This is a genomic window from Amycolatopsis australiensis (assembly GCF_900119165.1).
Lineage (GTDB): Bacteria > Actinomycetota > Actinomycetes > Mycobacteriales > Pseudonocardiaceae > Amycolatopsis > Amycolatopsis australiensis.
The window spans coordinates 6,482,954-6,506,561 of the sequence record NZ_FPJG01000006.1 but is presented as its reverse complement, the minus strand read 5'-3'; the positions used below and the strand labels follow the sequence as shown (position 1 = coordinate 6,506,561).

The following is a 23,608-nucleotide window of genomic DNA, read 5'->3' as shown; positions in this document are numbered from 1 at the left end:
GCACCGACCATGACATCGTCTCGCACGGTAGTGCAGCCGGCCTCGCACCCGGACCCCGCGGGCAACTACTCGACGGCGGTCCGCATTCCGGCCGACGGCGCGGCTTTGCTGTTCATCAGCGGCCAGGTCGCCAAGGGGCCGGACGGCGCGCCGACCGCGATCGGCGACGCCGGAAGGCAGACGGAGCGGATCTTCCACCTCATCGAGGAGATCCTCGAAGAAGCCGGCGGAAGCGTGGACGACCTCGCGGCCCTGACCATCTACATCGTGGACATGGCGGATTTCCCCGCCGTCACCACCGTGCGGAACAACCGGTTGGGCGCCAGCCCGCCCACCAGCTCGATCATCCAGGTCTCAGGATTCGCCCGCGAGGAGTTCCTGGTCGAAATCACGGCGACCGCCGTCCTGAGGGATGCCGGAAAGCCATGACACCCATCATCGGAAAGGCAAGGTCGTGACCGCGCCTCGCGTACTGATCATCAACAACGGCAGTCTCTCCATCGGACCGCTGCGCCGGAAGTTCGAACGGCTCGGCCTGGAGACCGACGTCGTGCCCGTCGCCGACGCTCCGGTCGGGTTGCTTGGCCGGCACCAAGCTCTGGTGCTGAGCGGCACCAAGGTCCCGGCCCACGAAGGTGACTACCGGCACGTCGTCGACCTCGTCCTGGGATCGGCAGTACCCACACTCGGCGTTTGCGGGGGGATGCACATACTCGCCCTGGCGCACGGCGCAAAGCTCGCACGCGGCAGGCAGCGTGTCGGTACCTACCCGGTCGACCTTGATACCGGCGCTGGTTTCCTGGCCGGTGTCAAGCGGAACTTGTCCTTGTTTCAACGGCACACGCTGTACGTGGACCGGGCGCCTGACGGGTTTTCGGTCATCGGCCGGGCCGAAGACTGCCCCGTCGAAGTCATCCTGTCCGACGACGGGCGGATCCTGGGGACCCAGGCGCACCTGGAGTTCCGCGAAGACGGCTTCGCGCTCATCCGGGCGTTCTCCCGGCTCCTCCCGGTGTCAGTCGCGTGAGAAGAAAGGAGGAGTGATGACCAGTTCTCAGCTGACCGATGAAGCCGCAGCCTGGTTCGGCGCGCCCAACTTCGGTTTCGTGGCGACCATCGAGCCCGACGGGCAGCCGCAGTTGTCGATGGTGTGGGTCACGGTGAAGGAAGGGAAGATCCTGTTCTCCACCACCAAAGAACGGCGCAAGTACCACAACCTGATGCGGGTGCCGCAGGCGACGATTCTCGTGCCGAAGGACCGTGATCCGTACCGCTACTGCGAGGTGCGCGGGACGGTCCTCGTGGATGAGGATCCGGGCGGCGAGCTCATCCAAGAGCTGTCCCAGGCCTACACCGGTGGCCCGTTCACCGCCGACACCCCGGAAACTCAGCGCGTGATCGTCAGGATATCCCCCGCCCACGTGGTGTTCCGGGCGTGAGCCCGGTCCGGCCGACGGCCGCGGACCCGGTGACCGCCGGCGGCTCGGCGTCCGCCGAAACCGATCCGCCGACGCCGGCCGGCTGGACGCGCGAGCGGGCGATCGAGATCGCAGTCGCCGCCGGCCACGCGCCGTTGGACCTTTCACTGGGAGTGCCGGGCGAACCGCCACCGACGTGGTGCCGTGCGCCGGTGTCCCGCGTAGCGGCCGCCTACCCGGCGAGCCGCGGCACGCTCCCGCTGCGTGTCGCGGCCGCCGGTTACCTGGCGCGCCGATACGGGATCACCATCAGCGCGGACGCGGTCGCGGCGTCCACGGGGTCGAAGGAGTTCATCTCCACGGCGCCGCTGTTCCTGCGCGAGGTGCTGGGCCCGACGACCCGCGACACGGTACTGATTCCCGCGCTGGGCTATCCCCCTTACGAGGTGGGCGCCCGGCTGGCCGGACTGCGCGTGCACCGCATTCCGACGGATGAACAGTTTCGGATGCGTCTCGACCGGTTGCCAGACACTGTTGCCGAGCGGGCTCTCTGCCTGTGGGTGAACAGTCCGGCCAACCCCACGGGTGTGGTGACGGAGCTGGGTCGGATCGTCCGGTGGGCGCGAGAACGCGGCGTGCTCGTATTGTCCGACGAAGCCTACGCGGAGACCACGTGGTGCGACGTACCTCGAACCGCGCTCGAACACGGCTGCGACGGTGTGCTGGCGGTGCAGAGCATGTCCAAGCGGTCCAATGCCCCGGGACTACGGGTGGGTTTCTATGCGGGTGACCCGGCCGTCGTCGCGGGTCTGGTGACGCATCGACGTGCGGCCGGCTTCATGGCTTCGTCCGACTCGCAGGCCCAAGCGGCCATGCTGCTCGACGATGACGCCCACGCGCAGGCACTTCGCGAGATGAACAAGTACCGGATACGGTACTTGGTGAGCGCTCTCGCCGTCCATGGCCTGCCGTGCTCCGTACCTGACGGCGGCATGTTCGCCTGGCTGGCTGTACCGGATGGCGACGGTGTCGCCTTCGCGCGATATGCGGCTGAACGCGCCGGGCTGATCGTGGCGGCCGGACAGCAGTACGGACCCGCGGGCCACGGTCACGTCAGAATCGCTGCGACCCGCGAGGTGACTGCAGTACGGCCTCGCCTGGAGTTGTTGCGAAGGGACGGTTAGGACGGGACGACACCTCAAGTTGTTCGGTGCGCGGTCTTGGACAGATGCGAACCGGCGATTCACGTCACGCCTCGCCCAGGCACACGACCGGGAATCGACAGACCCCGGGCGCCGGTCGGGGTGAGGCCCGCCAGCAAGCGCACATCGCGCGAAAGAGGTGCCTGGTCGGTGAATCCGCACTCGAGCGCCACCTGCGGTATCGGCACCGATGGCAGCCCGCGCTGGCGGCGCGCTTCCCGCAACAAGGTTTTCCGGCTCGAACACCGGCCGGGCTCGGTAATTCTTGCCGTGGGCCAGCGCGACGTCCTCAAGGCTCATGATGAGATTCCACACCGGTCCGCTGAAGGTTCGTTGCCGGCTCGTCAGCGGGCGGCATCGGCGACCGCGGCGGCGATGACGTCGATGTCGGTGTCGGTGCTCCAGCGCCCCAGCGACAGCCGCAGCGCGGCGAGGGCACGCGCGGGTTCCATACCCATGGCCGTCAGCACGGGGGAGGGGCTATGGACACCGCTGTGGCAGGCGGATCCGGTGGACGCGGCAAACGCGGTGACGGTGCCGAGCCGGTCGTGGGCATCATCGTCATTTCCCGGCGGGCGAGGTCGTTGCGCAGGCTCGGTGGGAGGTCAACGCCCACGGTGAGCACGTGTGGGCGAAATGGCGGACGAGCATGGTGGAGGAGCTGGTCTGGCTGCGAGGTCTGCCTGATCCGCGGTCGCTGCGGTGGGGAGACGTCGAGCTGTCGGTGCCGGCGGCGGTAGGGCTGGCCGGGCTCACGACGATCAGTGACTGGGTGGCCTCGGACACGACCAATTTCGCCTTCGCTGAGGGCGAGGTCAACTCCGATGCCTATGCGGACACGGCGGCTGCACGGGCGGCGACAGCGGTCGAGAAGTTGGCCATGAGGCCGTGGTCTCCGCCTGCCGAGGCCCGATTCGAGGAGCTGTTCGAGCAGCCGCCTCGCTCGTTGCAGCTCGTGGTGGAGCGGGCTGCTGCTGGTCTTGAGGGACCTGCGTCGGTGCTGGTCGAAGCGCCGACGGGGGAGGGGAAGACGAAGGCTGCGCTGCAGGCTGCGGCGGCGATGGTGGGCCGGCTCGGCCTCGCAGGATTCTATGTCGGGATGCCGACGCAGGCGACCAGCAATCAGGTCTTCGACGTCGTGCACGAGATGCTGACTGGTCTCGGCGATGTGACCACCGTGAGCTTGGTGCATTCGGCGGCTCGGGAGGCGGTGGCGGCTCCATCTCAGGTCGGGGTGGACGAACCAGGCATGCAGGATGCCGAGGCGCAGGCGTGGCTCACGCGTAAGCGGAATCTTCTGGCCGTGCTCGGGTGCGGGACGATCGACCAGGCGTTGAAGGGAGCGTTCCGGTCTGGTCACGTGTTCGTCCGGCTGGCGGGGTTGGCGAACAAGGTGGTCGTGTTCGACGAGGTCCACGCCTACGAGACCTTCATGTCGACGTTGCTGCAGCGGCTGCTGATGTGGCTGGGCGCGCTGGGCGTGCCGGTGGTGTTGTTGTCGGCGACGTTGCCATCGAGCCGCCGAGCTGAGCTGATCGCCGCGTGGCAGACAGGGGCCGCGGCTGCTACCCGCAGGAGATCGATGTCCCGCCGGCGTCGCAGCCGGACCCGCGGATCACCGTGGCCGACGCTGCCGGGGTGGTCGACGATCCGGTGGAGATCTCGGATCTCAACCGGGACCGCGTCGTCCACCTCGAGCACGTTCCCGACGACGGAGTGGTTGACTGGTTGCTGGAGCAGGCCGTGCAGGACCGCTGCGTGGCGGTCGTGCACAACTTGGTCCGGCGAGCGATCGAGTCGAGCAGGAGTTGCAGGGCTTCTTCGGTCAGAACGGTAGGAGGCCACGCCGGGCGATCGTGGTCGGGACGCAGGCGATCGAGCAGAGCCTCGACCTCGATTTTCGATACGCTGATCACCGATCTCGCGCCGATCGATCTGGTGTTTCAACGAGCGGGCCGGGTGCATCGGCACCGCCGTATCGCCGACCGGGGACGGTTGACCGTGGCGAGTCCTGAACACGCTTAAAACAGCATCGCGTCAGTGGACGGCAGTCGTTGTCGGCGAAGGCACCCGATGCTGGTTCGGCAACCAGTTCTCCCTCACCGCGCACCGCATGGCCGCCTACAACGTCGAACTCTGAGTCCCCGAGCTCGGCGGCCCCTTCCAGCCTCGCAACCCCTCCCACACCATGCTGATGAGCCTGCTCGGCGGCATCAGCGAATCCGGCCGTCGGTGAACACCAGCGCACGATGCCGGTTCAGCCACGGATCCGCGGCGAAGTCCGCGGGCACCTCGACGTCCAGCAAGGCCCGCACCACCGCCGTCGGCACGTTGACCGGCGCCGCCAGCACCGTGGCCGACTCCCGCAGATCATCCGAGTCCGGATACACCGGGCTCAGCTCCCCGTCCTGGTTACGGCGGTAGAGCACCACCCGCACCGACAGCTCGGCCAACTCGTCCTCGCCCAGATCCGCTGGTCGGCCGTGATCTGCCGCCGTGGCGACGGTGTCTTCCGGATGACCACGAAGCCCTATGTCGTGCTTCCCGCACCGGTCCGGCACGGCTGCCACGTTCGCGCACGCAGCCGCGTCCTGCTCGGGGCAGGCCTCGGCCAAGACGTTCCCGTTGTGCACCCCGACCACGTGGTGCAGGCGATGCTGCGCGACTTCCGTACCGCCCTTGCCGCTGGGGAGGCGGACTAATGGCCAACACCACCGTGAACCAGGCCCGACCTCGAGGCCGCCCGCTTGCTGCTCGCCCGGCTGGGCGTCGCCGACCATCGGTGAATGGATCCCCGTCGTGGCCGGGCTCGTCTCCCTTGGGACCTGTCCTCGAAGCCGGAGGAGCAGGTCGACCATGCTCCGGTAGGAAGTCGCAGTCTTGTCGGAGCGGGTGGCGATGGCGCGGAACTGCTTGAGGTGATGTTGTGGCGCTTGTAGGCGGCGCGGTCGGCCACCGGCCCGGCCTCGGCGTAGCCGGTTGGCCTGCTGATCACGGCGTTCGGGAATCGTCGCCGGGAGGACCGACGTCTCGGTGAGCAGCCGCTTCCCGCGCACAGGACGGCACCGCGGTCTCCGGGGGGAGCCGCCGCGGCGCGCGGTCGTCCTGAAGCTAGTTCGTCCAGACCACCGGGGACTTGTCGTACCCGTCGCCCTTGTCGTAGGTCGCGGCCTCGACCGCGGTGCCTTCGCGGGCGCCCTGCAGCGTGCACGTCTCGAACTTGGCGCCCGCCGTGGTGAAGTCCTTGCCCGCCGTGGCGGACTCGCAGCGGTCGGTGCTTCCGCTGATGATGACGCCGGTGGACTTGCCGCCGGGGCCGAGGGCGTGCAGGTTCAGCGAGGCGTAGGCCAGGTCGGCGCCGTCGAGGTTCTCGACGGTCGCGCGCAGGTAGTACGGCGTGATGCCGTTCGCCTTGTCGCCGTACTTCGCGAGGTCCGCGTTGTCGCCCTTCTCGATCGCTGTCACCGTGATCGCGATGGTGCCCGACTTGGTCGTGCCGTACTTGAACGGGACGACCGCGCGCTGGCCCACTTTGAGCTTGCTGCCGGGCTTGGTGACCTCGCCCGCCGGAGCCGCGCCGGTCGAGGACGCCGGGGTCGGGGCGGCCGAACTCGACCCGGGCGTGGCGGAGGCCGAGGTGGTGGGTGCCGCCTGGCCGGACTCGCTGCCGCACGCGGCGAGCAGGAGGCCGGCGACGCAGACGGCGAATGGGGCGGTGGTGCGGACGTGCTTCATGGATCTCCTTGAACAGCCCCGCCGGACGGGTTCCGGCCGGGGGAGCCGGGCGCCGCGGCCGCCCCCAGGAACGGTCGCGGCGGCCGGTACGGGGCGCCCTCGCGGCTCCGTCAGCGGGACGCTAACCCGGGCGCGCCGCCGGCGGTGTGGGCCGTTCGCACCACACGGAAGTCACAGATCGTCGACGCCGATCAGGCCGTCCTGGATGGCCCGGGCGACGAGCGCGGCCTTGGTCGGCGCTTCGCGGCCGATACGGGCGTACTTGACCCGGATCCGCTCGAGGTGGGAGTTCACCGTGCTGGTGGAGATCCCGAGCCGGTGCGCGACGAACTCCTTCGACTCGGACTGGAACCATTCGACGAGCACTTCGGCCTCCCGGGCCGAGAGCGCGGGCCGTGCCTCCGACCGGTCTCCGGCGAGCGCGCCGGCCAGCGACGGCGGCGTGTACGGCCGGTCCTGCGCCGCGGCCCGTGCCGCCTCCACCAGGTGCTCGGCGCCTTCGGCCTTCGTCAGGTAGGTGAGCGCGCCCAGTTCGAGGCACTGCAAGGCGACTTCGTCGTCGGTGCGCATCGAGTAGACGACGACCCGGCGCCCGGCCTCGGCCAGCCGCCGCAGGTCGCCGAACGCCGGCGCGGGGCCGCCCAGGTGCAGGTCGAAGATCACGACGTCGGCGTCCGCGCCCGGACCGAGCCAGGCGGCTTTGACGTCCTCGCCCTCGGCGACGACGTCGATCGGCGGGTCGCCGGCCGCCAGCCAGTACGCTACGCCGGCGCGCACTGCCGGGTGGTCGTCGACCACGACGGCCGTCACTCGGGTCGCCATCGTGCCTCCAGCCAGGTTTGCCCGTCCCGGGAGTGGGACGTCACGGGGACCTCCGCCGATCCGGTCACTTCGGCGGAACCGTCCACGACTACGGCGACGCGCACCAGTTCGGGGGTGCGCAGCACGCTGACGCGCGCCCGCGTGCGGGCGGCGGCCAGGGCGGTGAGCACCGGACCGGTGAGCTCGCGGCGGGCCGCGGTGGGGACGTCGACGACGTCGCCGCTCACGGCCAGCGCCACCGCGACGCCCCGCCGCTCCGCGACGTCGAGGCAGGCGGCGACCTCGTGCACCAGCGGGTCGGGGACGTCGTCGTTTTCCGCGAACAGCCGCCGCAGCTGCGCGGCGGCGAGCGCGCAGCGGGCGCGGGCGCCGGCGGTGCGGGGGTCGACGGTGCCGTCCGCCAGACCGGCCAGCAGCGGCAGGGTGGCGCCGAGCTGCTCGGCGAAGCCGGCCCGCAGATCGCGCCCGGCCTGCGCGGCGACCGCGGCCCGTGTGGCGAGGCGGTCGCGCTCGGCGGCGGCCGCGGCGGCCTCGCCGGCCCGCCGGTCGAGCAGCCGGATCAGCCCGGCGACGGCGAGCTGGAAGGTGGTCACGCCGAACAGCACGATCGCCGCGTCGCCGAGTTCGGTCCGGACGATCGGGCCGGCGAGCAGGAACTGGACGACGCTGGCGGTGACGTGCACGGCGAGCGCCGTCAGCAGCACCGGGGTCCGGTCGGCGAGCAGGACCAGCAGGTGCCAGCCGACCAGGCCGAAGGACCAGTGCGGCTCGCGGAAGAACGAGTCCGGCGGCAGCGCGGCCGTCACCAGCGAAGACGCCGCCAGCACGACCAGCGTGCCGCCGAAGGCGATCGGTGCGGGCAGCGGCTTCCGGCGCAGCAGCCACCACGCGCAGACGACCGTGACGGCCGTGAGGACGCCGTAGGCCAGGCCGGCCGCGAAGGGCGGCCGGTAGCCGGCGTGGTGGCGCAGCAACGGTGGGAGGCTCAGGCCCGGCTGGATGACCGCGGTGACCCCGAGCAGCACGATCCGGATCGTCGCGGCGAGCCGGGCCGATGGTTCAGGCACGCGACCACCTCAGCGTCACCGTCGTGCCCGCGCCGGGGCGGGAGGTGATCTCCGCGGTGCCGCCGGCGGCCCGCATCCGCTCGACCACCGAGCCGCGGACGCCTCGGCGGGCCGCTGGGACCTGCGCGGGGTCGAAGCCGACGCCGTCGTCGGCGATCGTCACCGTGACACCGCCGGGAGCCGGAGCCGGAGCCAGGCGCACGGTCACGGAGCCGGCGCCGGAGTGGCGTTCGGCGTTGCGCAGCGCTTCGTCGGCCGCGCGGAGGACGGCGAGGGCGGCCGAGGCCGGCACCAGCGGCACCGGCACCCAGCCGGCGTCGACCGGCAGCGCGCGGCCGGCGACCACCATGCGCAGGCCGGCTTCGAGGTCGAGCGGGGTGTCTTCGGCGCCGGGATCGTGGCCGCCGGTCAGGACGGCCAGGTCGTGGGCCGCGTAGCCGGCCACCGCGGCCGGATCGGTCACCGCGCCGGAGGCCACGGCGAGGAACGTCGCGGACGCCGTGTCGTGCAGCAGGGCGAGGTACTCCCGCTCGCGGCGGCGCCGGTCGCGATCGAGGGCGGCGGCCTGCTCGGCGGCGGCCCGTCCGGCACGCGCGGAGTCGGTCCGCGCGGTCGACCGGAGCAGGACGACGAAGGCGAGCCGGGCCAGCACGCTTTCCACGACGACCCGCGGGACCACGGGCAGCCACACCCCGGCATCGGCACCGACCGCGACGGCCAGCACCAGGACGAGAGCCGGGACGGTCAGCCGCGGCGGGTGCTCCCACTGCCAGGTGATCGCGGTGAGGGTGAGGACGTTGACAGCCCACAGGCTCGCCTCGCCGGGAACGGACGTGAGCCACGGTTGCGCCGCACCGACGGCCCCGACGCGCAGGACGGACAGCGCGAACGAGGTCCGCGGGGCCCCGGCGACGTCGACGGCCCCCGCGACGAGGGTGAGCACAAGCAGCCCGAAGGCGAGCGGGAGCGCTCTGCCGGGCGTGGCGACAACGCCGAATACCCCGACGACAGCGGTCGCGACCGCCCGGGAGGGCCCGGCGAAGTGCGCGACGGACGCCCGGAACTGCCGCTCCACCGGCCCGGCCTCGCTGGTCATCGCCCTCCTGCCCGGAGTTCGCCCACGGAAACCGGTCGAACCGTTTGTACCAGCCCCTCCGGGACGAATCGGCGGGTGTGCCGGGTCGGGCCGGCGGCCACCGAGTGGTCAGGGCAGCGGCGAGGTCCTCGTGTCCGTCGCGGGCCGGGCAGGTCACGCCTGCCCGGCCTGGTCGCGGCCAGTCCGGGGGGGCATCGAGGGGCAGTGTCGCCTCGATGATCCTCGTGGACGCTGAAGTACCGGCTGCTCGGCGCGCGTGGAACGCTCCACGACCCCGCTGATAGGGCCGCCTGCGAGGTCGGCCAGGCCGCGACACCGACCGGATCGAACTCGCGGATGAGGCGCCGGGCACGCGAGACGGTCTCGGCCGCCTGGCCAGCGGCGACGGCACGGTCAGCGGGCGAGGCTGCGCTGTCGGTGTCGATGTACGGGCGGCTGCCCGCGGCATCCCGCGAGGACGGGGTCGTCGGGATCGACGCCGTTTGGCGATCGCCGTCTCCCGGTAGGTGTCGTACAACGGGTGCTTGGAGGTGACTTCTGGGCCGTAAGTGCGGACGGTGAGGTTGGTTGTGGGCCGCGCCCCGCAGCAGAGGCGGGGGGCGCCGTCCGGGAGAGCCAAGGGGACTCGAACCCTGAGCCCCTCGCGGGTGATCGAGCGGCGCGCCGTGGCCACACGACGCGCCGCATACACGTTGTGCCGGGGCTGCCGGGGTCTGCTCTGGGAGCAGGAGGGCGGCCGCGCGACGGTTACCAGGGGAGCGGTTCGGCGAAACGCGGTGAGCGGTTCTCGACTTGGGCGGTGAGTGCCTCGACGAGGTCCGGCCCGAAGAAGCTCATTGCCTCGAAGGCGATCGAGGCCTCGAAGGCGGGGACCGCGGTCCGCAGCCAGTGGTTGAGCGAGCGTTTGGTCCAGCGCAGGGCGTGCTGTGGACCGGCCGCCATCCGTTGCGCGATGCCGAGCGCGGTGTCGAGCACGTCGCCGGGCGGGACCGCGAGGCTGACCAGGCCGATGCGCTCGGCCACCTCTCCGGTGAGGTCCGCGGAGGCCAGCAGGTAGAGCTTGGCCTTGGCCAACCCGCACAGCAGCGGCCAGATCATCACCGAGTGATCTCCCGCGGCGATGCCCTGGAGAAGATGCCCGTCGATCAGGCGTGCGTCGGTCGAGGCGACGCTGATGTCCGCGAGCAGGGCGGTCGCCAGCCCTGATCCCATGGCCTCGCCGTTGATGGCGGAGATGATCGGCTTGTCGCAGTTGACGATTCCGTGTGCGTTGGTGAGGCCCTCTCGGATGAGATTGACAGTGTTGTTGTAGTTGCCGGGGTTCTGGAGCATCTCGTCGATGCCGTCGTTGCCTTCCACCGTCCAGAACCGCTCGCCCCTGCCGGTGATGACCGCGACGCGCAGATCGGGATCGTCGGCGAAATCGCGCCACAGGCAGCTGATCTCGGTGTGGCGGCGGGTGAGGGTGGGGGCCGGGTAGCCGTCGGGCTCGGCGATCGTGATGAGCAGGATCCCGGTGTCGCGGCGTTCGATGGTGAGCGTCTGGTACTTGCCCCAGTCGATGGCGGGGCGCAGGTCGTCGATGGGCATGGCTGGCCTTTCTGCGCGGGGTTGAGGTTGTCGGGTGTGCGCGTCAGCTCTGGCTGTGCTCGCGCCGGTGCGGCGACCAGATCTCCTCGGCGCGGATGCTGGCCTCCGGAGTGAAGTAGTCGCCGGTCTTGAGGTCCTCGAGCAACGTCGCGTGCGCCGGCGCCCAGCCCAGCAGCGCCTGGGTGTGCTCGCTGGAGACGGGCACGTCCAGGGAGAAGAATCGGGCCAGGAAGGGGTTCCCCAGGTGCTCGGCGGCCTGCTCGACGGTCAGCGAGGCCGTGGGGACGTCGAGTGTCCGCGCGACCTGCTCGGCGATGCTCTTGATCGTGACGGCGCTTTCGCCCACGCCGTGCAGCACGGCGCCGGCCGGCGCTTTCTCCAGCGCCAGCCGGAAAACGACGGCGGCATCGGACCGGTGGATCGCCGGCCACCGGTTGGTGCCGTCGCCGATGTAGGCGGAGACGCCCGTTCTGCGGGCGGCCGCGATGAGAGCCGGGATGAAGCCGTGGTCACCTGGTCCGTGCACGGTCGGGGCAAGCCGCACGACGCTGGCTCGCACGCCCTGATCGGCGAAGGCCAGGCAGGCTCGCTCGCCCGCGATGCGGAAGGCGGCGACAGACTCGGGATCCGGCGCGTCCCGCTCGGTGCTGATCCGGCCGGCCTTGGTCACCAACGTGCCCGACGTGCTCACGAACGGCTTGCCGGACCCGGCCAGGGGCCGGCCGAGCGCCTCGATCGCGGCGCAGTCGCGGCGGATCAGGTCATCCGGATCGGCGTAGTCGCCGCCGTAGGCCATGTGGAGGACGCCGTCGGCGTTCTCGGCCCCGGCGCGCAGGCTGTCGAGATCGTCCAGACTGCCGCGGTGGGGTGTGGCGCCCAGCGACTCCAGCCGAGCGGCCGCGCTGTCCGAGCGGGCCAGGCCCGTCACGGCGTGACCGGCCGCGACGAGCTCGGCGACGACGGTGGGGCCGGTCTGGCCGGTACCACCGGTGACGAATACACGCATGGAGCACCTCCGGTAATGCCATTGACTGGCGCTAAGTAGCGCCAGTCACTGACTCTACGGGTAGTGCCACTGACTGACGCAACGTGACGCCAGTCACTGACACCTTGCGGTAGCATCGGACGGTGCCACGAAGCGGAGCGGAAGCGCGCCGCCGTCTGCAGCAGGCGGCCTTGGAGCTGTACCAGGAACGGGGGTTCGACCAGACCACGGCGGCGGAGATCGCCGCCAGGGCCGGGGTCAACGAGCGCACCTTCTTCCGGCACTTCCCCGACAAGCGCGAGGTGCTCTTCGACGGCGAGGCCGACCTGCGGGCGACGCTGATGCAGGCGGTAGCCGAGGCTCCCGGGAGCCTGGAACCGTTCGACGCACTGCTGTGCGCGTTCCGGGAATCCGCACGGAATCTGGAAAACCACCGCCCGTCCTCGGATCCACGGTGGAAGGTCATCGCGGTCACACCGGCGCTCCGCGAACGGGAGCTGGCCAAGCATGCGTGGCTCACGGACGCCGTCGCGGAGGCGCTGCGGCAGCGTGGTGTCGGCGCCGGGACGGCCGACCTGGCCGCCCGGACCGGCTGGGCCGCCTACCAGCACGCGGTGCAAGCCTGGGTTGACGACCCGGCGCGGGGGCTGGACGCGCGTCTCTGCCAGGCCTTCGACGATCTACGCGCCCTGTCCGCGGCCGCCCTGCCGGCGCCGGAGTCGGGGTGAGCAGAGCCCGTCCCCGTCGAGGGTGAGCTGGCGGCTGAACCTTCTGCCGATGCTGCTGATCAATGCGATGCGATGCGGCCGGGCGAGCGGCCGATTCCGTTCAATGCGGTGACGGCGTCGTGGCCGGCTCTCACGACGTGCCGTGCCGGAGCGGATCCGGGCGACGCCGGCCGCCGAAGACCCGGGCCTCGGCGCGGCCGATTGCGCAGCGTGGCCAGGTTGGCCATGCCTCGGTGGGAAGTCGCGGTTTTGTCGAGTCGGGTAGCGATAGCGCGGAACTGCTTGAGGCGGTTGAGGCAGCGTCCGACGATGTTGTGGCGTTGGCGGGCGGCGGGGGTCGGAGACCGGCGGGCCGCCCCGGCGTAGCCAGTTGGCTTGCTGATCCCGGTGCTCGGGGATGGCCCGGCTGAAGTAGCGCGTGGATCAGTTCGGACCACCAGAATCGGGAGACGGCGGGGTTGGATGCGAGCAGCAGAACCCGCCTGCCGCGCACGGTGCCGATCGAAGCGCTCATCGTGCCCGGGAATACCCGTACTTGGTCCAGTTGGTCAGGACGCGTTCCCGGATCTGTGCGGGCCAGCCGTTTTCGAAGCTCCCTTTGACGGGTCGCTTGCCCTTCCGGGTGGATGTCGGCGAGCAGGCAGTTGTAGACGACCTTCCCGGCCAGGAAAGAGCGGGCTTCGCCGGGCGACAGGTACACGGCGAGCTGGTCGCTGACGGCGGGCTGGTAGTGGAACTCGCCGCGGCCGACGTCGGGGTGGGAGCGGGTGGCGAACGCCCACACGACCTGGCTGAGGTCGGTGATGTCGACGTCGTCCTCGACCAGCAGGATCTTGGGCGCGTTCACCGACGGCTTGCCGTGGAAGATCACGCCCGCGATCTTGTCGACCGGTTCGGGCGAGCTCAACCCGGTCGTGTCGGGCCAGCCGGAACGCACGGCGAGGGGAGCCGGGTGTCCGGACGGCTGGACCGGGCAGCCCGACCGTGGTGCCGAATCACCGGAAAAGGTGAATGGTGTGGGATTCCGGTGAACTGCGCGCCGTCACGCCGAGAATCGGTCAAAGCAATTTGGTGCCGCGAATCCGGTTCGGCCGATCAACGCTGAGAGCACGCTGAGATGGTGGTGACCGTCGCCTGCGACCGGGTCTCCTTCCTGCCATCCTGGCGGCGGCGCCGGAATTCGCTTCGGTCGCTTACCTCTTCTTTTACGAATGCCAGGAGCAGTTGATGACGTCTGCGGTGGCCGCCGGAGCGCGGCCGGTCCCGTCGCATTTGTCCGGGGGCCCGGCCGCGCGGGCGCGAACCCTTCTCGACGTGTTCGCCGCGACGGTGGCGGCCCACCCGGATGCTCCCGCCCTCGATGACGGCGCCGAGACACTCGGCTATCGCGCTCTCGCCGAGCGGGCCGAACAGCTCGCGCGAAAACTGCGCACCTGCGGGGCCGGGCCGGGTGACCGGGTCGGGATCTCGGTGCCGTCCGGGACGAACGCTCTCTACGTGGCGATCCTCGGGACGCTCACCGCCGGCGCGGCGTACGTTCCGGTCGACGCCGACGAGCCGCCCGAGCGGGCGGCGCGGATCTTCGCCGAGGCCGGCGTCTGCGCGGTGGTCTGCGCGGGTCCCGCCGTGCACGCCTGTGCGCCCGCGCGAGGCGCCGCGCGACCACCCGGACCGGGGGACGACGCCTGGGTCATCTTCACGTCGGGGTCGACCGGAACGCCGAAGGGCGTGGCGGTCACGCACCGCTCGGCGGCCGCGTTCGTCGACGCCGAGGCGACCCTGTTCCTGCGCCACCGGCCACTCGGGCCGGGCGACCGCGTCCTGGCGGGCCTGTCGGTCGGGTTCGACGCGTCGTGCGAAGAGATCTGGCTGGCCTGGCGGCACGGCGCGTGCCTGGTCCCGGCGCCGCGGGCGGTCATGCGGTCGGGCCCCGACCTCGGTCCCTGGCTCGCCGGACGGGGCATCACCGTCGTGTCCGCCGTGCCGAGCCTGGCCGCGCTGTGGGAACCGCAAGCACTGCGGGACATCCGGTTGCTGATTTTCGGCGGGGAAGCGTGCCCCGCCGGACTGGTCGAGCGGTTCGACGACGGCGAGCGCGAAGTGTGGAACACCTACGGCCCCACGGAGGCCACCGTCGTCAGCACGGCGACCCGGCTGCGGGCCGGCGAGCCCGTCCGGATCGGGGTGCCGTTGCCCGGCTGGGACGTCGCCGTGGTGGATCCGGACGGCAGGCCCGTGGCGCCCGGAGCGACCGGCGAGCTGGTGATCGCCGGCGCCGGCCTGGCTCGCTACCTCGACGCGGGCAAGGACGCCACGGCGTACGCGCCACTGCCCGCGCTGGGCTGGTCGCGCGCCTACCGCAGCGGGGACCTGGTCCGCGCCGAACCGGACGGGCTCGCCTTCGTCGGCCGGGCCGACGGTCAGGTGAAGATCGCCGGCCGCCGCATCGAGCTCGGGGAGGTCGAAGCCGCGCTGCGCGAGCTGCCCGGGGTGGCCGCGGCGGCCGCGGCGGTGCACCACGGCACCGTGCTCGCCGGCTACCTGCGGCTCGACCGTCCTGATCGGACGTTCGACGGGGACGAGGCCAGGGCCCGGCTGGCGCGGCGCCTGCCGCACGGACTGGTGCCGGTGCTGGCCGTGGTCCCCGAGCTGCCGCTCACCCCGGCGGGGAAGATCGACCGGCGGGCCCTGCCCTGGCCGCTGCCCACCGCGTCCGCGAACGGGGAAGAGCCGGACGAGGACCGGGCCTGGATCGCCGGGCTCTGGCATGAGCTGCTCGGCGTCCGTCCCGGGCCCGGCTCGGACTTCTTCGCCCTCGGCGGCACCAGCCTCGCCGCCGCCCGCCTCGTCTCCGCGTTGCGCGCCCGGTTCCCGCACGCCGCCATCGGCGACGTCTACCGGAACCCGACGCTCGCCGCGTTGACCACCGCCGTGTCCCGTGCCGGCGGCGCGGTTCCCGCTGCGGCCGAGCCGGTGCGGCCGCTGTCCCGACGCGCCGCGGTGGCGCGGACCGCGGTGTACGGCATGACCACCTGGGTCACCGGGGCCCGCTGGGTGCTGGCCGTGCTGCTCGGCACCGCCGTCTTCGACCAGTTCTTCGGCGGCCGGGTCGTCCCGGCGGCGCACTGGCTGCTCCTGGCGGCCGGGTTCGTCCTGCTGGTCTCGGCTCCGGGCCGGGTCGCGCTGGCGGCCGCCGGCGCCCGGCTGCTCACCGCGGGGCTGCGGCCGGGGGAGTACCGCAAGGGCGGCAGTGCGCACCTGCGGCTGTGGGCGGCGGAGCGGGTGGCCGCGATCGCCGGCGTCGGCAGCCTGCCCGGCACGGCGTGGAACGCCTGGTACGCCAGGCTGCTCGGCAACCGGGTCGGGCCCGGCACGGATCTGCACGCCCTGCCGCCGGTCACCGGGCTCGGCGTGTTCGGCGCGGGGTGCGCGGCCGAACCCGGCGCCGACCTCGCGGGCTGGCACGTCGACGGCGCGGTGGTCCGCGTCGGCCGAGTGGAGATCGGGCCCGGCGCGGCCGTCGGCGCCCGGGCCACCTTGCTGCCGGGCGCGGTCGTCGGGGCGGGAGCCGTGGTCGAGCCCGGAACCCCCGTGGCCGGCAGCGTCCCCGCGGTGCCGAGCCGGCCGGCGCCGGCGCCCGGTTCGCGGTGGTGGGCCGCGGCCTACACCGCGACGCCGTTGCTGACCGGCCTGGTCCTGCTCGCCGCGGTGCTGCCGGCCACGGTCGTGTTCGCCTGGCTCGACACCGCCGGGGCGTCGGCGGGGTGGCTGGTGCCGGTCCTGGGGCCGGTGACGCTCGTGCTCGGCGCGCTGCTGACGGCGGCCATGGCCCGGCTCGCGGGCCGGTGGGTGCGTCCCGGTGAGCATCCGGTGCACAGCCGGGCGGCGTGGGCGGCGTGGCTCACCGCGCAACTGGCCGACGGCGCCCGGCAGAGCCTCTTCCCGCTCTACGCCGGCCTCGCCACGCCCGGCTGGCTCCGGCTGCTCGGCGCGAAGATCGGCCGCGGAACGGAAGCGTCCACGGTGTCCGGCGTGCCCCGGCTGATGTCGGTCGGGGCGGGCGGGTTCCTCGCCGACGACAGTCTCGTCGCGCCGTACCGGCTGGGCGGCCGCCGGCTCCGGTGCGACGTCGCGACCGTGGGAGACAAGACGTTCGTCGGGAACTCGGCGGAAGTGGCACCCGGGCACACCGTCGGGGCCGGTTCACTGATCGGAGTCCTGTCGCACGCGCCGCGCCAGGCCGAGGAGGGAACGTCGTGGCTCGGCCGGCCGGCCCGGCGCATTCCCCGCACGCCGGTGACCGCCGACCGGGCACGCACCAGCGCCCCGCCCCGGCGGCTCGTGCTCGCGCGCGGGGCCGTGGAGCTGACGCGCCTGGTGCCGGTGGCGCTGGGGGCATGCTTGGCGTACGCCGTCTTCGCCACCCTGGCCGGGATCGACGCCCGCGACGGCGTGGCGTGGGCGGTCGCCGCCTCCGGTCCGGTCGTGCTCGCGGCGGGGCTGGTCGCCGCACTGGTGTCCGTCGCGGCCAAGTGGCTGTTGCTGGGCCGGGTGGATCCCGGGCGGCATCCGCTCTGGAGCGGATTCGTCTGGCGCAACGAACTCGTCGCGGTGTACCACGAAGAGCTGCCGATGCGCTGGCTCGGCGGCGGGATCGTCGGCACTCCGCTGCACACCGCGTTGCTGCGGGCCTACGGCGCGAAAATCGGACGCGGAGTCGTCTGCGAGACGAAATGGCTGCCGGAACCGGACTTGGTGGAGATCGGCGACGGCGCCGTCGTCGAGCGCGGCTGCGTGGTCCAGACCCACCTGTTCCAGGACCGGGTGCTGCAGCTCGGTCCGGTGGCGCTCGGTCCCGGCGCCACGCTCGGCCCGCACGCGATCACGCTGTTCGACACGAGCCTGGGCGCGGGCAGCCGGATCGGGGCCAACTCCCTGGTGATGCGCGGTGAGCGCGTTCCGGCCGGACGGCGGTTCGCGGGCAACCCGATCGCGCCGGAGGAAGAACGGCACCTTCCCGCCGTCCACTGAAAACCGGTCCGGGTGGTTTGGGGTGCTTGCCGGAGATCCGGCTGAAGTTCATTCACATTTGGCGGTGATTTTCCTGTCTGCGGCCGAACGAAAAGCCAATATCGGTGCGATCGGCAACTCTCCCGAGGAGGACCTGTGCAGACTCGGCAACGTCCCCGGCGGTTGTGGGCGAAGCGGCTCGGCGTGACGGCGAGTGTGTTCGTCTCGGCGCTGGGCATCTCGGCGCTCACCACGCCGGCGAACGCCTCCACCTACGATTCGTGCACCGTCTCCGGCTGCTCCGCCGCCCGGTCGGCCAATTCCATCTGGCAGTCCGACGGCTATCCCGGCACCCGGGGGTGGTACGACTGGCCGGACGGGCAGTGCAACTTCGCCGGCGGCACCTATTACAACAACGACGGGCAGCTGCCGGCCGGCGACTCGTTCCAGGAGTACGACGTCTACCCGCGGGCGTGCGGGGCGCACCGGGACGCCTACCGGATCGTCGTCGACCTCGACACCGGTGAGGTCTGGTACTCGCCCGACCACTACAGCGACTTCTACCACCTGTAGGCCGCGCTGAGCGCCGCCGCCGGTCCCAAGTGGACTGTTGCGGCGGCGTCGCCGTCACTTGAACAGGCTGACCGCCCGGGAGACCACGACGGCGAGGGTCACCAGCGAGACGGCGGACTGGCTGAGCATGAGGACCTTCGCCCACCGCGACATCGGCATCACGTCGGTCGGGCTGAAGGCCGTCGCGTTGGTGAAGGACAGGTAGAAGTAGTCCACGAAGTGCGGCTCCCAGTCCGGGTGCAGCTGGGGATCCTCCATCTGCGGGAAGCGGAAGTCCGGGCGTGGGTGCTCGCCCTGGGCGCGCGCGACCGGGCCGCCGCGGTCCCACTCCCAGTACCACAGCGCGAACGCGATCACGTTGGTCAGCCAGATCGCGCCCCCGCTGCCCAGCAGCGGCCCGGGTTCCTCACCGGCGCGGGCGGCCAGCAGGTCGATCACGAGCAACGCGGCGGACCAGCCGTTCGCGAGGCTGATCAGGGCGATCAGCGCCACCGACAGCGGCCGCAGCCACGGGTGGCCGCGGGAGATGCGCACCGGGTTCAACGCGATCAGCACGGCGACGAGCGCGACCTCCAGCGCCGGCAGCAGCCAGTGCGGGTGGAACGCGAGCCGGTCGGGCAGGACCAGCTGGAGCGTGACGGCCAGCGCGATCGCCGCCGTGACCGCCCACCGCTGTTCGCCGCGGGTGACCCGCAGCCAGGCCGGGGCCCGCTTGGCGGTGTCGACCACGGTGTGCGCGGCGTCGGACACCGGATGCGCGCCGTGGCAGAGCAGTTCCTCGAGGTGCGTCAGCTCCGCCCGGATCGTCCTCAGCCGGTGTACGTGGTCGGGCGATGGTCTTGCCGCGTCCATGGGTGTCCTCTCGGTGCCAGGGCGTTCGCCGCTGCGAATGTACTGAGCGGACCCCTGTGAGGACGCTGAGAGGACGGGGCGAGGTCGGTCGTCGACCGCCGCGGCGGTGCCACAGGAACGAATGACGGCCACGATCGCGCCTGCCGGCATCGGACCTCCCGTCGCGAACCGGTACGCCACGGCCGACACTGGGCCGAAGCTGTTGAGGGGATGCCGAGCGGACCGGGTCCCTGGGTGCCGCACGAGGGTGGTGCGGTGTCGGGTCAGGTGGCGTCCGGGTCGATCGGGGGCCGTTCGCCCGGGCGGAGCGGCGTCGTCGCCGTCGGTTCGTCGAGCAGGTAGCGGCGGAGCGTGCGCTGCGGGTCGAAGCCGCGGATCGCCTGGAGGTCCTGCAGTGGTTTGCGCAGCTGCTCGAACTCGGGTCCGAGCTCGGATTTCAGCTGCTCCTGGGCGCCCGCGGCGAAACTGCGTACCTTGTGCAGGGTCTGGGCCAGCCACCGGGCGGACTCGGGGAGGCGTTCGGGGCCCAGCACGAACAGCCCCACGACGAGCAGGATCAGCAGGTGCTCAATGCTGAGACCGAACATGACCGCCATGGTAGAGCCGGTCGGCGGCGGGAAGGGGAGCGGATGACGGCGCGGCGGTGGCGCGGATGGGTGGTGCTGGTGCCCGTGCTGTGGCTGGCCGCCTGCGGGGGCACGCCGAGCCCGCCTGCGCCCACGCCCGCTCCCGCGACGACTGCGCCGACCCCGGCGGCCGCCGATCCGGATCCGGCGCGGTTCGCCCCGCAGGTGCTGGCCCGGGCGCGGGAAGCGGGCGTCACACCGTGGCTGGTGATGGCGATCCTGTACAACGAGTCGTACAAGCCGCACGACCCGCAGCTCGAACGGGCCTGGCAGCAGTGGAAGCCGGACGCGGCGTTCGGGGTGGCGAACATGCACCGGGCGACGTTCGACGCGACCAAGCGCGGCCGCGCGTTCGCCGCGCGCACGTGGGAGCAGCTTCCGGACGACCCCGATCTGGCCATCGAGGCGGCGGCCTGGTACCTGCACGACCTGGCGACCCAGCTGCCGGCGGATCACGTCAAGGGCCTGAGTTCCGACGAACTGCTGGCGCTCGGCTACAACGCGGGTCCGGCCACCATGAAGGCGTTCGCCCGCGGTGCGCGGCCAGGACCGGCGGCGCAGTCCTATTTGGACAATTTGCGCGGTAACCGGGCGAAGGCGGGACACGCGCTCGGCGAGCCGTGACCGCGTATCCCTCGTGCCCTCAGGCCCCGCGCGCCGGGGACCGGGCCGGGCCGCTCCGCGTCTCCCGCTGCCGCTGCACGGCGAGGCGGACCATCTCCACCACGTGCGGGTCGTCGACGTAGTGGATCTGGTGCTTGCCCTGACGGTGGGCGCGCACCAGGCCCGCCAGCTTCAGCTTGCCGAGGTGGTGGCTGACCGTCGCCACGCTCTGGCCCGTCTCGTCGGCCAGGGTCCCCACGTCGCGCTCGCCCAGGGCCAGCAGCCACAGCAGGTGCAGCCGGACGGTCGCGGACAGCAGGCCGAACACCGCCGCGGCGTCCTGGAGCAGGTCGGGCGGCAGCGGGCTGGGTTCTGGTGGTGCGGGCACGGGGGTCATCCTCTCGCGGGTTCCGCCAGCGTGACGTACACCCCTTCACTTCGACAAGTGTTTGACTGTTTCGGCTCGGATGCGGTCTACTGGGCCCCGGCCGCGTGCGGCGGCCCGTCCACGGAGGGAGGTGAGCCGGGTGACCGGCGAAGGAAGTAGTCCCCGCGATCGCGCGGCCGTCCCGCCCTCCCCGGCCGGCTTGGGGTAGGTGCCGCGGTCCGCGTCGGCGTGTCTCCGCGTTGACCTCGATGGACAGGACCTCCCCCCATGATCGGTTTCCCCGGCGTGACGCCCGAACTGGGCGACGCCCCCGTCCTCACCGTCTTCCGGCGGCTGGCCGGCTCGCCGAAGGGCCTCACCGAAGCCGAGGCCGAGGAGCGCCTGCGCGAGCACGGCGACAACCACCTGGAACCCACCCGGGCCGGCGCACCGCGGCGGATCCGGGCGGCGGTGCGCAGCCCGTTCGTCGCGCTGCTGACCGGCTTGGGCGTGGTTTTCGCGGCGGTCGGGGACGTGCGCGGCGCGGTCACCGTGGCCGTGATGGTCGTCCTGAGCGTGCTGCTGCGGTTCTGGCAGCACACCCGGTCCGAACGGGCGGTCGGCGCGGTCCGGGTGCGGGTCACCACGACGGCCACCGTCCGGCGCCGGGCCGGTGACGGCTACCCCGCCACCGAGCGCGAGGTGCCGACGGCCGACCTGGTGCCCGGCGACGTCGTGCTGCTCGGCCCCGGTGACGTCGTGCCCGCCGACGTCCGGGTGGTTGCCGCCACCGATCTCGTGGTGGACCAGTCCGCTTTGTCCGGCGAGGCGCTGCCGGTCCGGAAACGGCTGCCGTCGCGGCCTCGGCGCCGGGCGAAGCCGCCGCAGCCGGTGGACACGCCCGCGCTCGCGTTCGCCGGGACGTCGGTGGTCGGCGGCAACGCCACCGCCGTCGTGGTGGCCACCGGCGCGGCCACGTACTTCGGCTCGCTGGCCGCGCAGGCCGATGCGCCGCGCGCGGAGTCGAGCTTCGACGCCGGAGTGCGCCGCGTGGGCTGGACGCTGGTCCGGTTCATGCTCGTGATGGTGCCGATCGTGCTCGCCGTCAACGGCACGGTGACCGGGAACTGGGCGCAGGCGGCGATGTTCGCGGTCGCCGTCGCCGTCGGCCTGACCCCGGAGATGCTGCCGGTCATCGTGACGACCAACCTCGCCCGGGGCGCCTCGGCGCTTTCGCGGCGGCAGGTGATCGTCAAGCGGCTCGACGCGATCCAGGACCTCGCCGCGATGGACGTGCTGTGCGTGGACAAGACCGGCACCCTGACCGAAGACCGGGTGGCCTTCGCGCACAGCATCGACGTGGACGGACGCCCCGACGGCGAAGCGGCCGAATACGCCTACCTGGCGGTGCATTTCCAGACCGGCCGGCCCGACCGGCTGGACGAAGCGATCGCCGGCCTGCTCGCCGGCGACGGCGAGGACGTGCTGACCGACGCGCTGTTCACCAAGGCCGGCGAGATCGGCTTCGACCACGCCCGCCGCCGCGCCACGGTCGTCGTGCGCCGGGCAGGAGCCGACATCCTGGTCAGCAAGGGCGATCCGGACGAGATCGTGCCGCGCTGCACGCACGCCCGGCGGGCCGGGGAGGTCGTCGGACTGACCGCGGCGGCCCGCCGCGACGTCGCCGACCTGGTGCGGGCCTACGCCGAACACGGGATGCGCATCCTGGCCGTGGCGGCCCGCCAGGGGCCGGTGCGGCTGGGGCGCTACACCGAGGACGACGAGTCCGGGCTCGTGCTCGTGGGCTTCGCCGGGTTCGTCGACCCGGTCCGCGAAGGGGCCGCCGCGGCCGTGGAAACGCTGGCGGCGCACGGCATCGCGGTCAAGATCCTCACCGGCGACAACCCGCACGTCGCCGCCCGGGTCGCCGAACAGGTCGGCGTCCCGGCCGGGGACGTGGTGCTCGGCGCCGACGTCGAAGCGGCCGACGACGCCGGCCTGCGCGCCCTGGTCGAACGCACGACGGTGTTCGCGAAGCTCGCCCCGGCGCAGAAGGCCCGGATCGTGACGGCGCTGCGGGCGAACGGCCGGGTGGCCGGGTTCGTCGGCGACGGCGTCAACGACGTCGCCGCGCTGCGGACCGCCGACGCCGGGATCGCCCCGGACACCGCCACGGACGCGGCGAAAGACGCCGCCGACCTCGTGCTGCTGGAACGCGACCTCGGGGTGCTCGCCCACGGGGTCGCCGAGGGGCGCCGGACGCTGGGCAACACGCTCAAGTACGTCAACATCACGGCCGCCTCGAACTTCGGCAACGTGCTGACGCTGCTGGCGGCGAGCGCGTTCCTGCCCTTCCTGCCGATCCTGCCGCTCCAGCTGGTCGTGGCGAACCTGCTCTACGACGCCGCCCAGATCGCGCTGGCCTGGGACCGGGTCGACGCGGCCTACCTGCACGCCCCGCGCCGGTGGGACGCGCGCGGCCTGACCCGGTTCATGCTCGTGTTCGGCCCGGTCAGCTCGCTGTTCGACCTGTCGACGTTCGCGGTGCTGTGGTGGGTGTTCGGCGCGGGCACCGACCCGCTGCTGTTCCGGACCGGCTGGTTCGCCGAGAGCCTGCTCTCGCAGCTGCTGGTCGTGCTCGTGCTGCGCGGGCGCGGCATCCGGGGGAGCAGGCCGGTCGAGCTCGCGGCCGCGGCGGCCGCGCTCGCCGGGGTGCTGCTGCCGTGGTCGCCGGCGGCCGGCCTGGTGCTGATGCGGCCGCTGCCCGCCGCCTTCCTGCTGTGGCTGGCCGCCGTGCTGGCGTCCTACGTCGTGGCCGGCCTGCTGGTCAAACGGTGGTACGCCCGGCGCCACCCCGGCTGGTGGTAGCCCGGGCCGCCCCGGCCGAGCCCGACTGCCGCGCGCCCGCGCGCCGACCACGAAAGACGGATGACG

At 72.3% G+C, this 23,608-nt stretch carries 23 protein-coding genes and 1 pseudogene; 12 read left to right on the top strand and 12 right to left on the bottom strand.

All coding sequences use genetic code 11. From position 1 onward, the window contains the following. Nucleotides 1-9: 9 nt before the first annotated feature. The 4 genes from BT341_RS31665 to BT341_RS31650 are packed head-to-tail and all read left to right on the top strand — an operon-like array spanning nucleotide 10 to nucleotide 2,602. Complete coding sequence (locus BT341_RS31665; RefSeq protein WP_072479746.1) at nucleotides 10-429, top strand: RidA family protein; 420 nt, start codon at nucleotides 10-12, stop codon at nucleotides 427-429. A gap of 25 nt (nucleotides 430-454) precedes the next feature. Beyond that, complete coding sequence (locus BT341_RS31660) at nucleotides 455-1,027, top strand: type 1 glutamine amidotransferase (protein WP_072479745.1); 573 nt, start codon at nucleotides 455-457, stop codon at nucleotides 1,025-1,027. Between the two features lie 16 nt (nucleotides 1,028-1,043). Then, a complete protein-coding gene (locus BT341_RS31655; protein WP_072479744.1) occupies nucleotides 1,044-1,439 on the top strand; it encodes a PPOX class F420-dependent oxidoreductase in 396 nt (131 codons plus the stop codon). Beyond that, nucleotides 1,436-2,602, top strand: coding sequence for a pyridoxal phosphate-dependent aminotransferase (locus tag BT341_RS31650; RefSeq protein WP_245805177.1), 1,167 nt, complete (start codon nucleotides 1,436-1,438; stop codon nucleotides 2,600-2,602). Before BT341_RS31655 ends, BT341_RS31650 begins: the two co-directional genes overlap by 4 nt. Before the next feature lie 362 nt (nucleotides 2,603-2,964). Here BT341_RS31650 and BT341_RS47460 read toward each other — a convergent pair whose 3' ends face one another. After that, nucleotides 2,965-3,090, bottom strand: coding sequence for a hypothetical protein (locus tag BT341_RS47460; RefSeq protein ID WP_281256018.1), 126 nt, complete (start codon nucleotides 3,088-3,090; stop codon nucleotides 2,965-2,967). A 137-nt stretch (nucleotides 3,091-3,227) separates the two neighbouring features. On the opposite strand from BT341_RS47460, the pseudogene BT341_RS46875 reads away from it, so the two are divergent. From BT341_RS46875 to BT341_RS47950, 3 genes and pseudogenes are all read left to right on the top strand, one after another. After that, a pseudogene (locus BT341_RS46875) lies at nucleotides 3,228-3,356 on the top strand (hypothetical protein); the annotation flags it as partial. Nucleotides 3,357-3,500: 144 nt separating this feature from the next. Continuing rightward, nucleotides 3,501-4,457: a DEAD/DEAH box helicase gene (locus tag BT341_RS46870; RefSeq protein ID WP_245805371.1), complete on the top strand. Its 957-nt coding sequence runs from the start codon at nucleotides 3,501-3,503 to the stop codon at nucleotides 4,455-4,457. Between the two features lie 59 nt (nucleotides 4,458-4,516). Next, complete coding sequence (locus tag BT341_RS47950; RefSeq protein WP_425426497.1) at nucleotides 4,517-4,645, top strand: hypothetical protein; 129 nt, start codon at nucleotides 4,517-4,519, stop codon at nucleotides 4,643-4,645. Nucleotides 4,646-4,833: 188 nt separating this feature from the next. Here the strand turns inward: BT341_RS47950 and BT341_RS47945 are convergent, their stop codons facing one another. The 7 genes from BT341_RS47945 to BT341_RS31605 form a co-directional block, all read right to left on the bottom strand. Beyond that, complete coding sequence (locus tag BT341_RS47945; protein ID WP_425426408.1) at nucleotides 4,834-5,676, bottom strand: hypothetical protein; 843 nt, start codon at nucleotides 5,674-5,676, stop codon at nucleotides 4,834-4,836. Between the two features lie 55 nt (nucleotides 5,677-5,731). Continuing rightward, on the bottom strand, nucleotides 5,732-6,355 hold the full coding sequence (locus BT341_RS31630; protein WP_072479743.1) for a hypothetical protein: 624 nt from the start codon (nucleotides 6,353-6,355) through the stop codon (nucleotides 5,732-5,734). Between the two features lie 171 nt (nucleotides 6,356-6,526). Next, a complete protein-coding gene (locus BT341_RS31625) occupies nucleotides 6,527-7,177 on the bottom strand; it encodes a response regulator transcription factor (protein WP_072479742.1) in 651 nt (216 codons plus the stop codon). Then, nucleotides 7,162-8,244, bottom strand: a complete 1,083-nt coding sequence (locus tag BT341_RS31620; protein ID WP_072479741.1) for a hypothetical protein — start codon at nucleotides 8,242-8,244, stop codon at nucleotides 7,162-7,164. The genes BT341_RS31625 and BT341_RS31620 overlap by 16 nt, the downstream gene beginning before the upstream one ends. Then, nucleotides 8,237-9,340, bottom strand: coding sequence for a sensor histidine kinase (locus BT341_RS31615; protein WP_072479740.1), 1,104 nt, complete (start codon nucleotides 9,338-9,340; stop codon nucleotides 8,237-8,239). The genes BT341_RS31620 and BT341_RS31615 overlap by 8 nt, the downstream gene beginning before the upstream one ends. 747 nt (nucleotides 9,341-10,087) lie before the next feature. Next, nucleotides 10,088-10,930 (bottom strand): enoyl-CoA hydratase/isomerase family protein, encoded by an 843-nt coding sequence (locus BT341_RS31610; protein WP_072479739.1) that lies wholly within the window; start codon nucleotides 10,928-10,930, stop codon nucleotides 10,088-10,090. Between the two features lie 43 nt (nucleotides 10,931-10,973). Then, a complete protein-coding gene (locus tag BT341_RS31605) occupies nucleotides 10,974-11,936 on the bottom strand; it encodes an SDR family oxidoreductase (RefSeq protein WP_072479738.1) in 963 nt (320 codons plus the stop codon). Between the two features lie 122 nt (nucleotides 11,937-12,058). On the opposite strand from BT341_RS31605, the gene BT341_RS31600 reads away from it, so the two are divergent. Next, nucleotides 12,059-12,643 carry a TetR family transcriptional regulator gene (locus BT341_RS31600; protein WP_072479737.1) on the top strand — a complete coding sequence of 195 codons (585 nt, stop codon included), beginning with the start codon at nucleotides 12,059-12,061 and terminating at the stop codon, nucleotides 12,641-12,643. Nucleotides 12,644-12,773: 130 nt separating this feature from the next. On the opposite strand, the gene BT341_RS44570 is transcribed toward BT341_RS31600, so the two are convergent. Then, nucleotides 12,774-13,550 (bottom strand): UbiD family decarboxylase domain-containing protein, encoded by a 777-nt coding sequence (locus tag BT341_RS44570; RefSeq protein ID WP_177328940.1) that lies wholly within the window; start codon nucleotides 13,548-13,550, stop codon nucleotides 12,774-12,776. 320 nt (nucleotides 13,551-13,870) lie between these two features. Here BT341_RS44570 and BT341_RS31590 point away from each other — a divergent pair, with 320 nt between their 5' ends. Together BT341_RS31590 and BT341_RS31585 are read left to right on the top strand one after the other, a co-directional pair. Continuing rightward, nucleotides 13,871-17,674: a Pls/PosA family non-ribosomal peptide synthetase gene (locus BT341_RS31590; protein WP_084743056.1), complete on the top strand. Its 3,804-nt coding sequence runs from the start codon at nucleotides 13,871-13,873 to the stop codon at nucleotides 17,672-17,674. A 135-nt stretch (nucleotides 17,675-17,809) separates the two neighbouring features. Then, a complete protein-coding gene (locus BT341_RS31585) occupies nucleotides 17,810-18,226 on the top strand; it encodes a ribonuclease domain-containing protein (RefSeq protein WP_084743055.1) in 417 nt (138 codons plus the stop codon). Between the two features lie 54 nt (nucleotides 18,227-18,280). On the opposite strand, the gene BT341_RS31580 is transcribed toward BT341_RS31585, so the two are convergent. Continuing rightward, nucleotides 18,281-19,078, bottom strand: a complete 798-nt coding sequence (locus BT341_RS31580; RefSeq protein WP_245805176.1) for a hypothetical protein — start codon at nucleotides 19,076-19,078, stop codon at nucleotides 18,281-18,283. A gap of 263 nt (nucleotides 19,079-19,341) precedes the next feature. After that, a complete protein-coding gene (gene tatB, locus BT341_RS31575) occupies nucleotides 19,342-19,665 on the bottom strand; it encodes a Sec-independent protein translocase protein TatB (RefSeq protein ID WP_072482288.1) in 324 nt (107 codons plus the stop codon). 42 nt (nucleotides 19,666-19,707) lie between these two features. Between tatB and BT341_RS31570 the strand changes: the two genes are divergently transcribed. Further along, nucleotides 19,708-20,328 carry a transglycosylase SLT domain-containing protein gene (locus BT341_RS31570; protein WP_072479734.1) on the top strand — a complete coding sequence of 207 codons (621 nt, stop codon included), beginning with the start codon at nucleotides 19,708-19,710 and terminating at the stop codon, nucleotides 20,326-20,328. Between the two features lie 19 nt (nucleotides 20,329-20,347). Here the strand turns inward: BT341_RS31570 and BT341_RS31565 are convergent, their stop codons facing one another. Then, nucleotides 20,348-20,704: an ArsR/SmtB family transcription factor gene (locus tag BT341_RS31565; RefSeq protein ID WP_072479733.1), complete on the bottom strand. Its 357-nt coding sequence runs from the start codon at nucleotides 20,702-20,704 to the stop codon at nucleotides 20,348-20,350. Between the two features lie 258 nt (nucleotides 20,705-20,962). On the opposite strand from BT341_RS31565, the gene mgtA reads away from it, so the two are divergent. Beyond that, entirely contained in the window at nucleotides 20,963-23,542 is a 2,580-nt protein-coding gene (mgtA, locus tag BT341_RS31560; protein ID WP_072479732.1) for a magnesium-translocating P-type ATPase, read from the top strand. Nucleotides 23,543-23,608 lie beyond the last annotated feature (66 nt).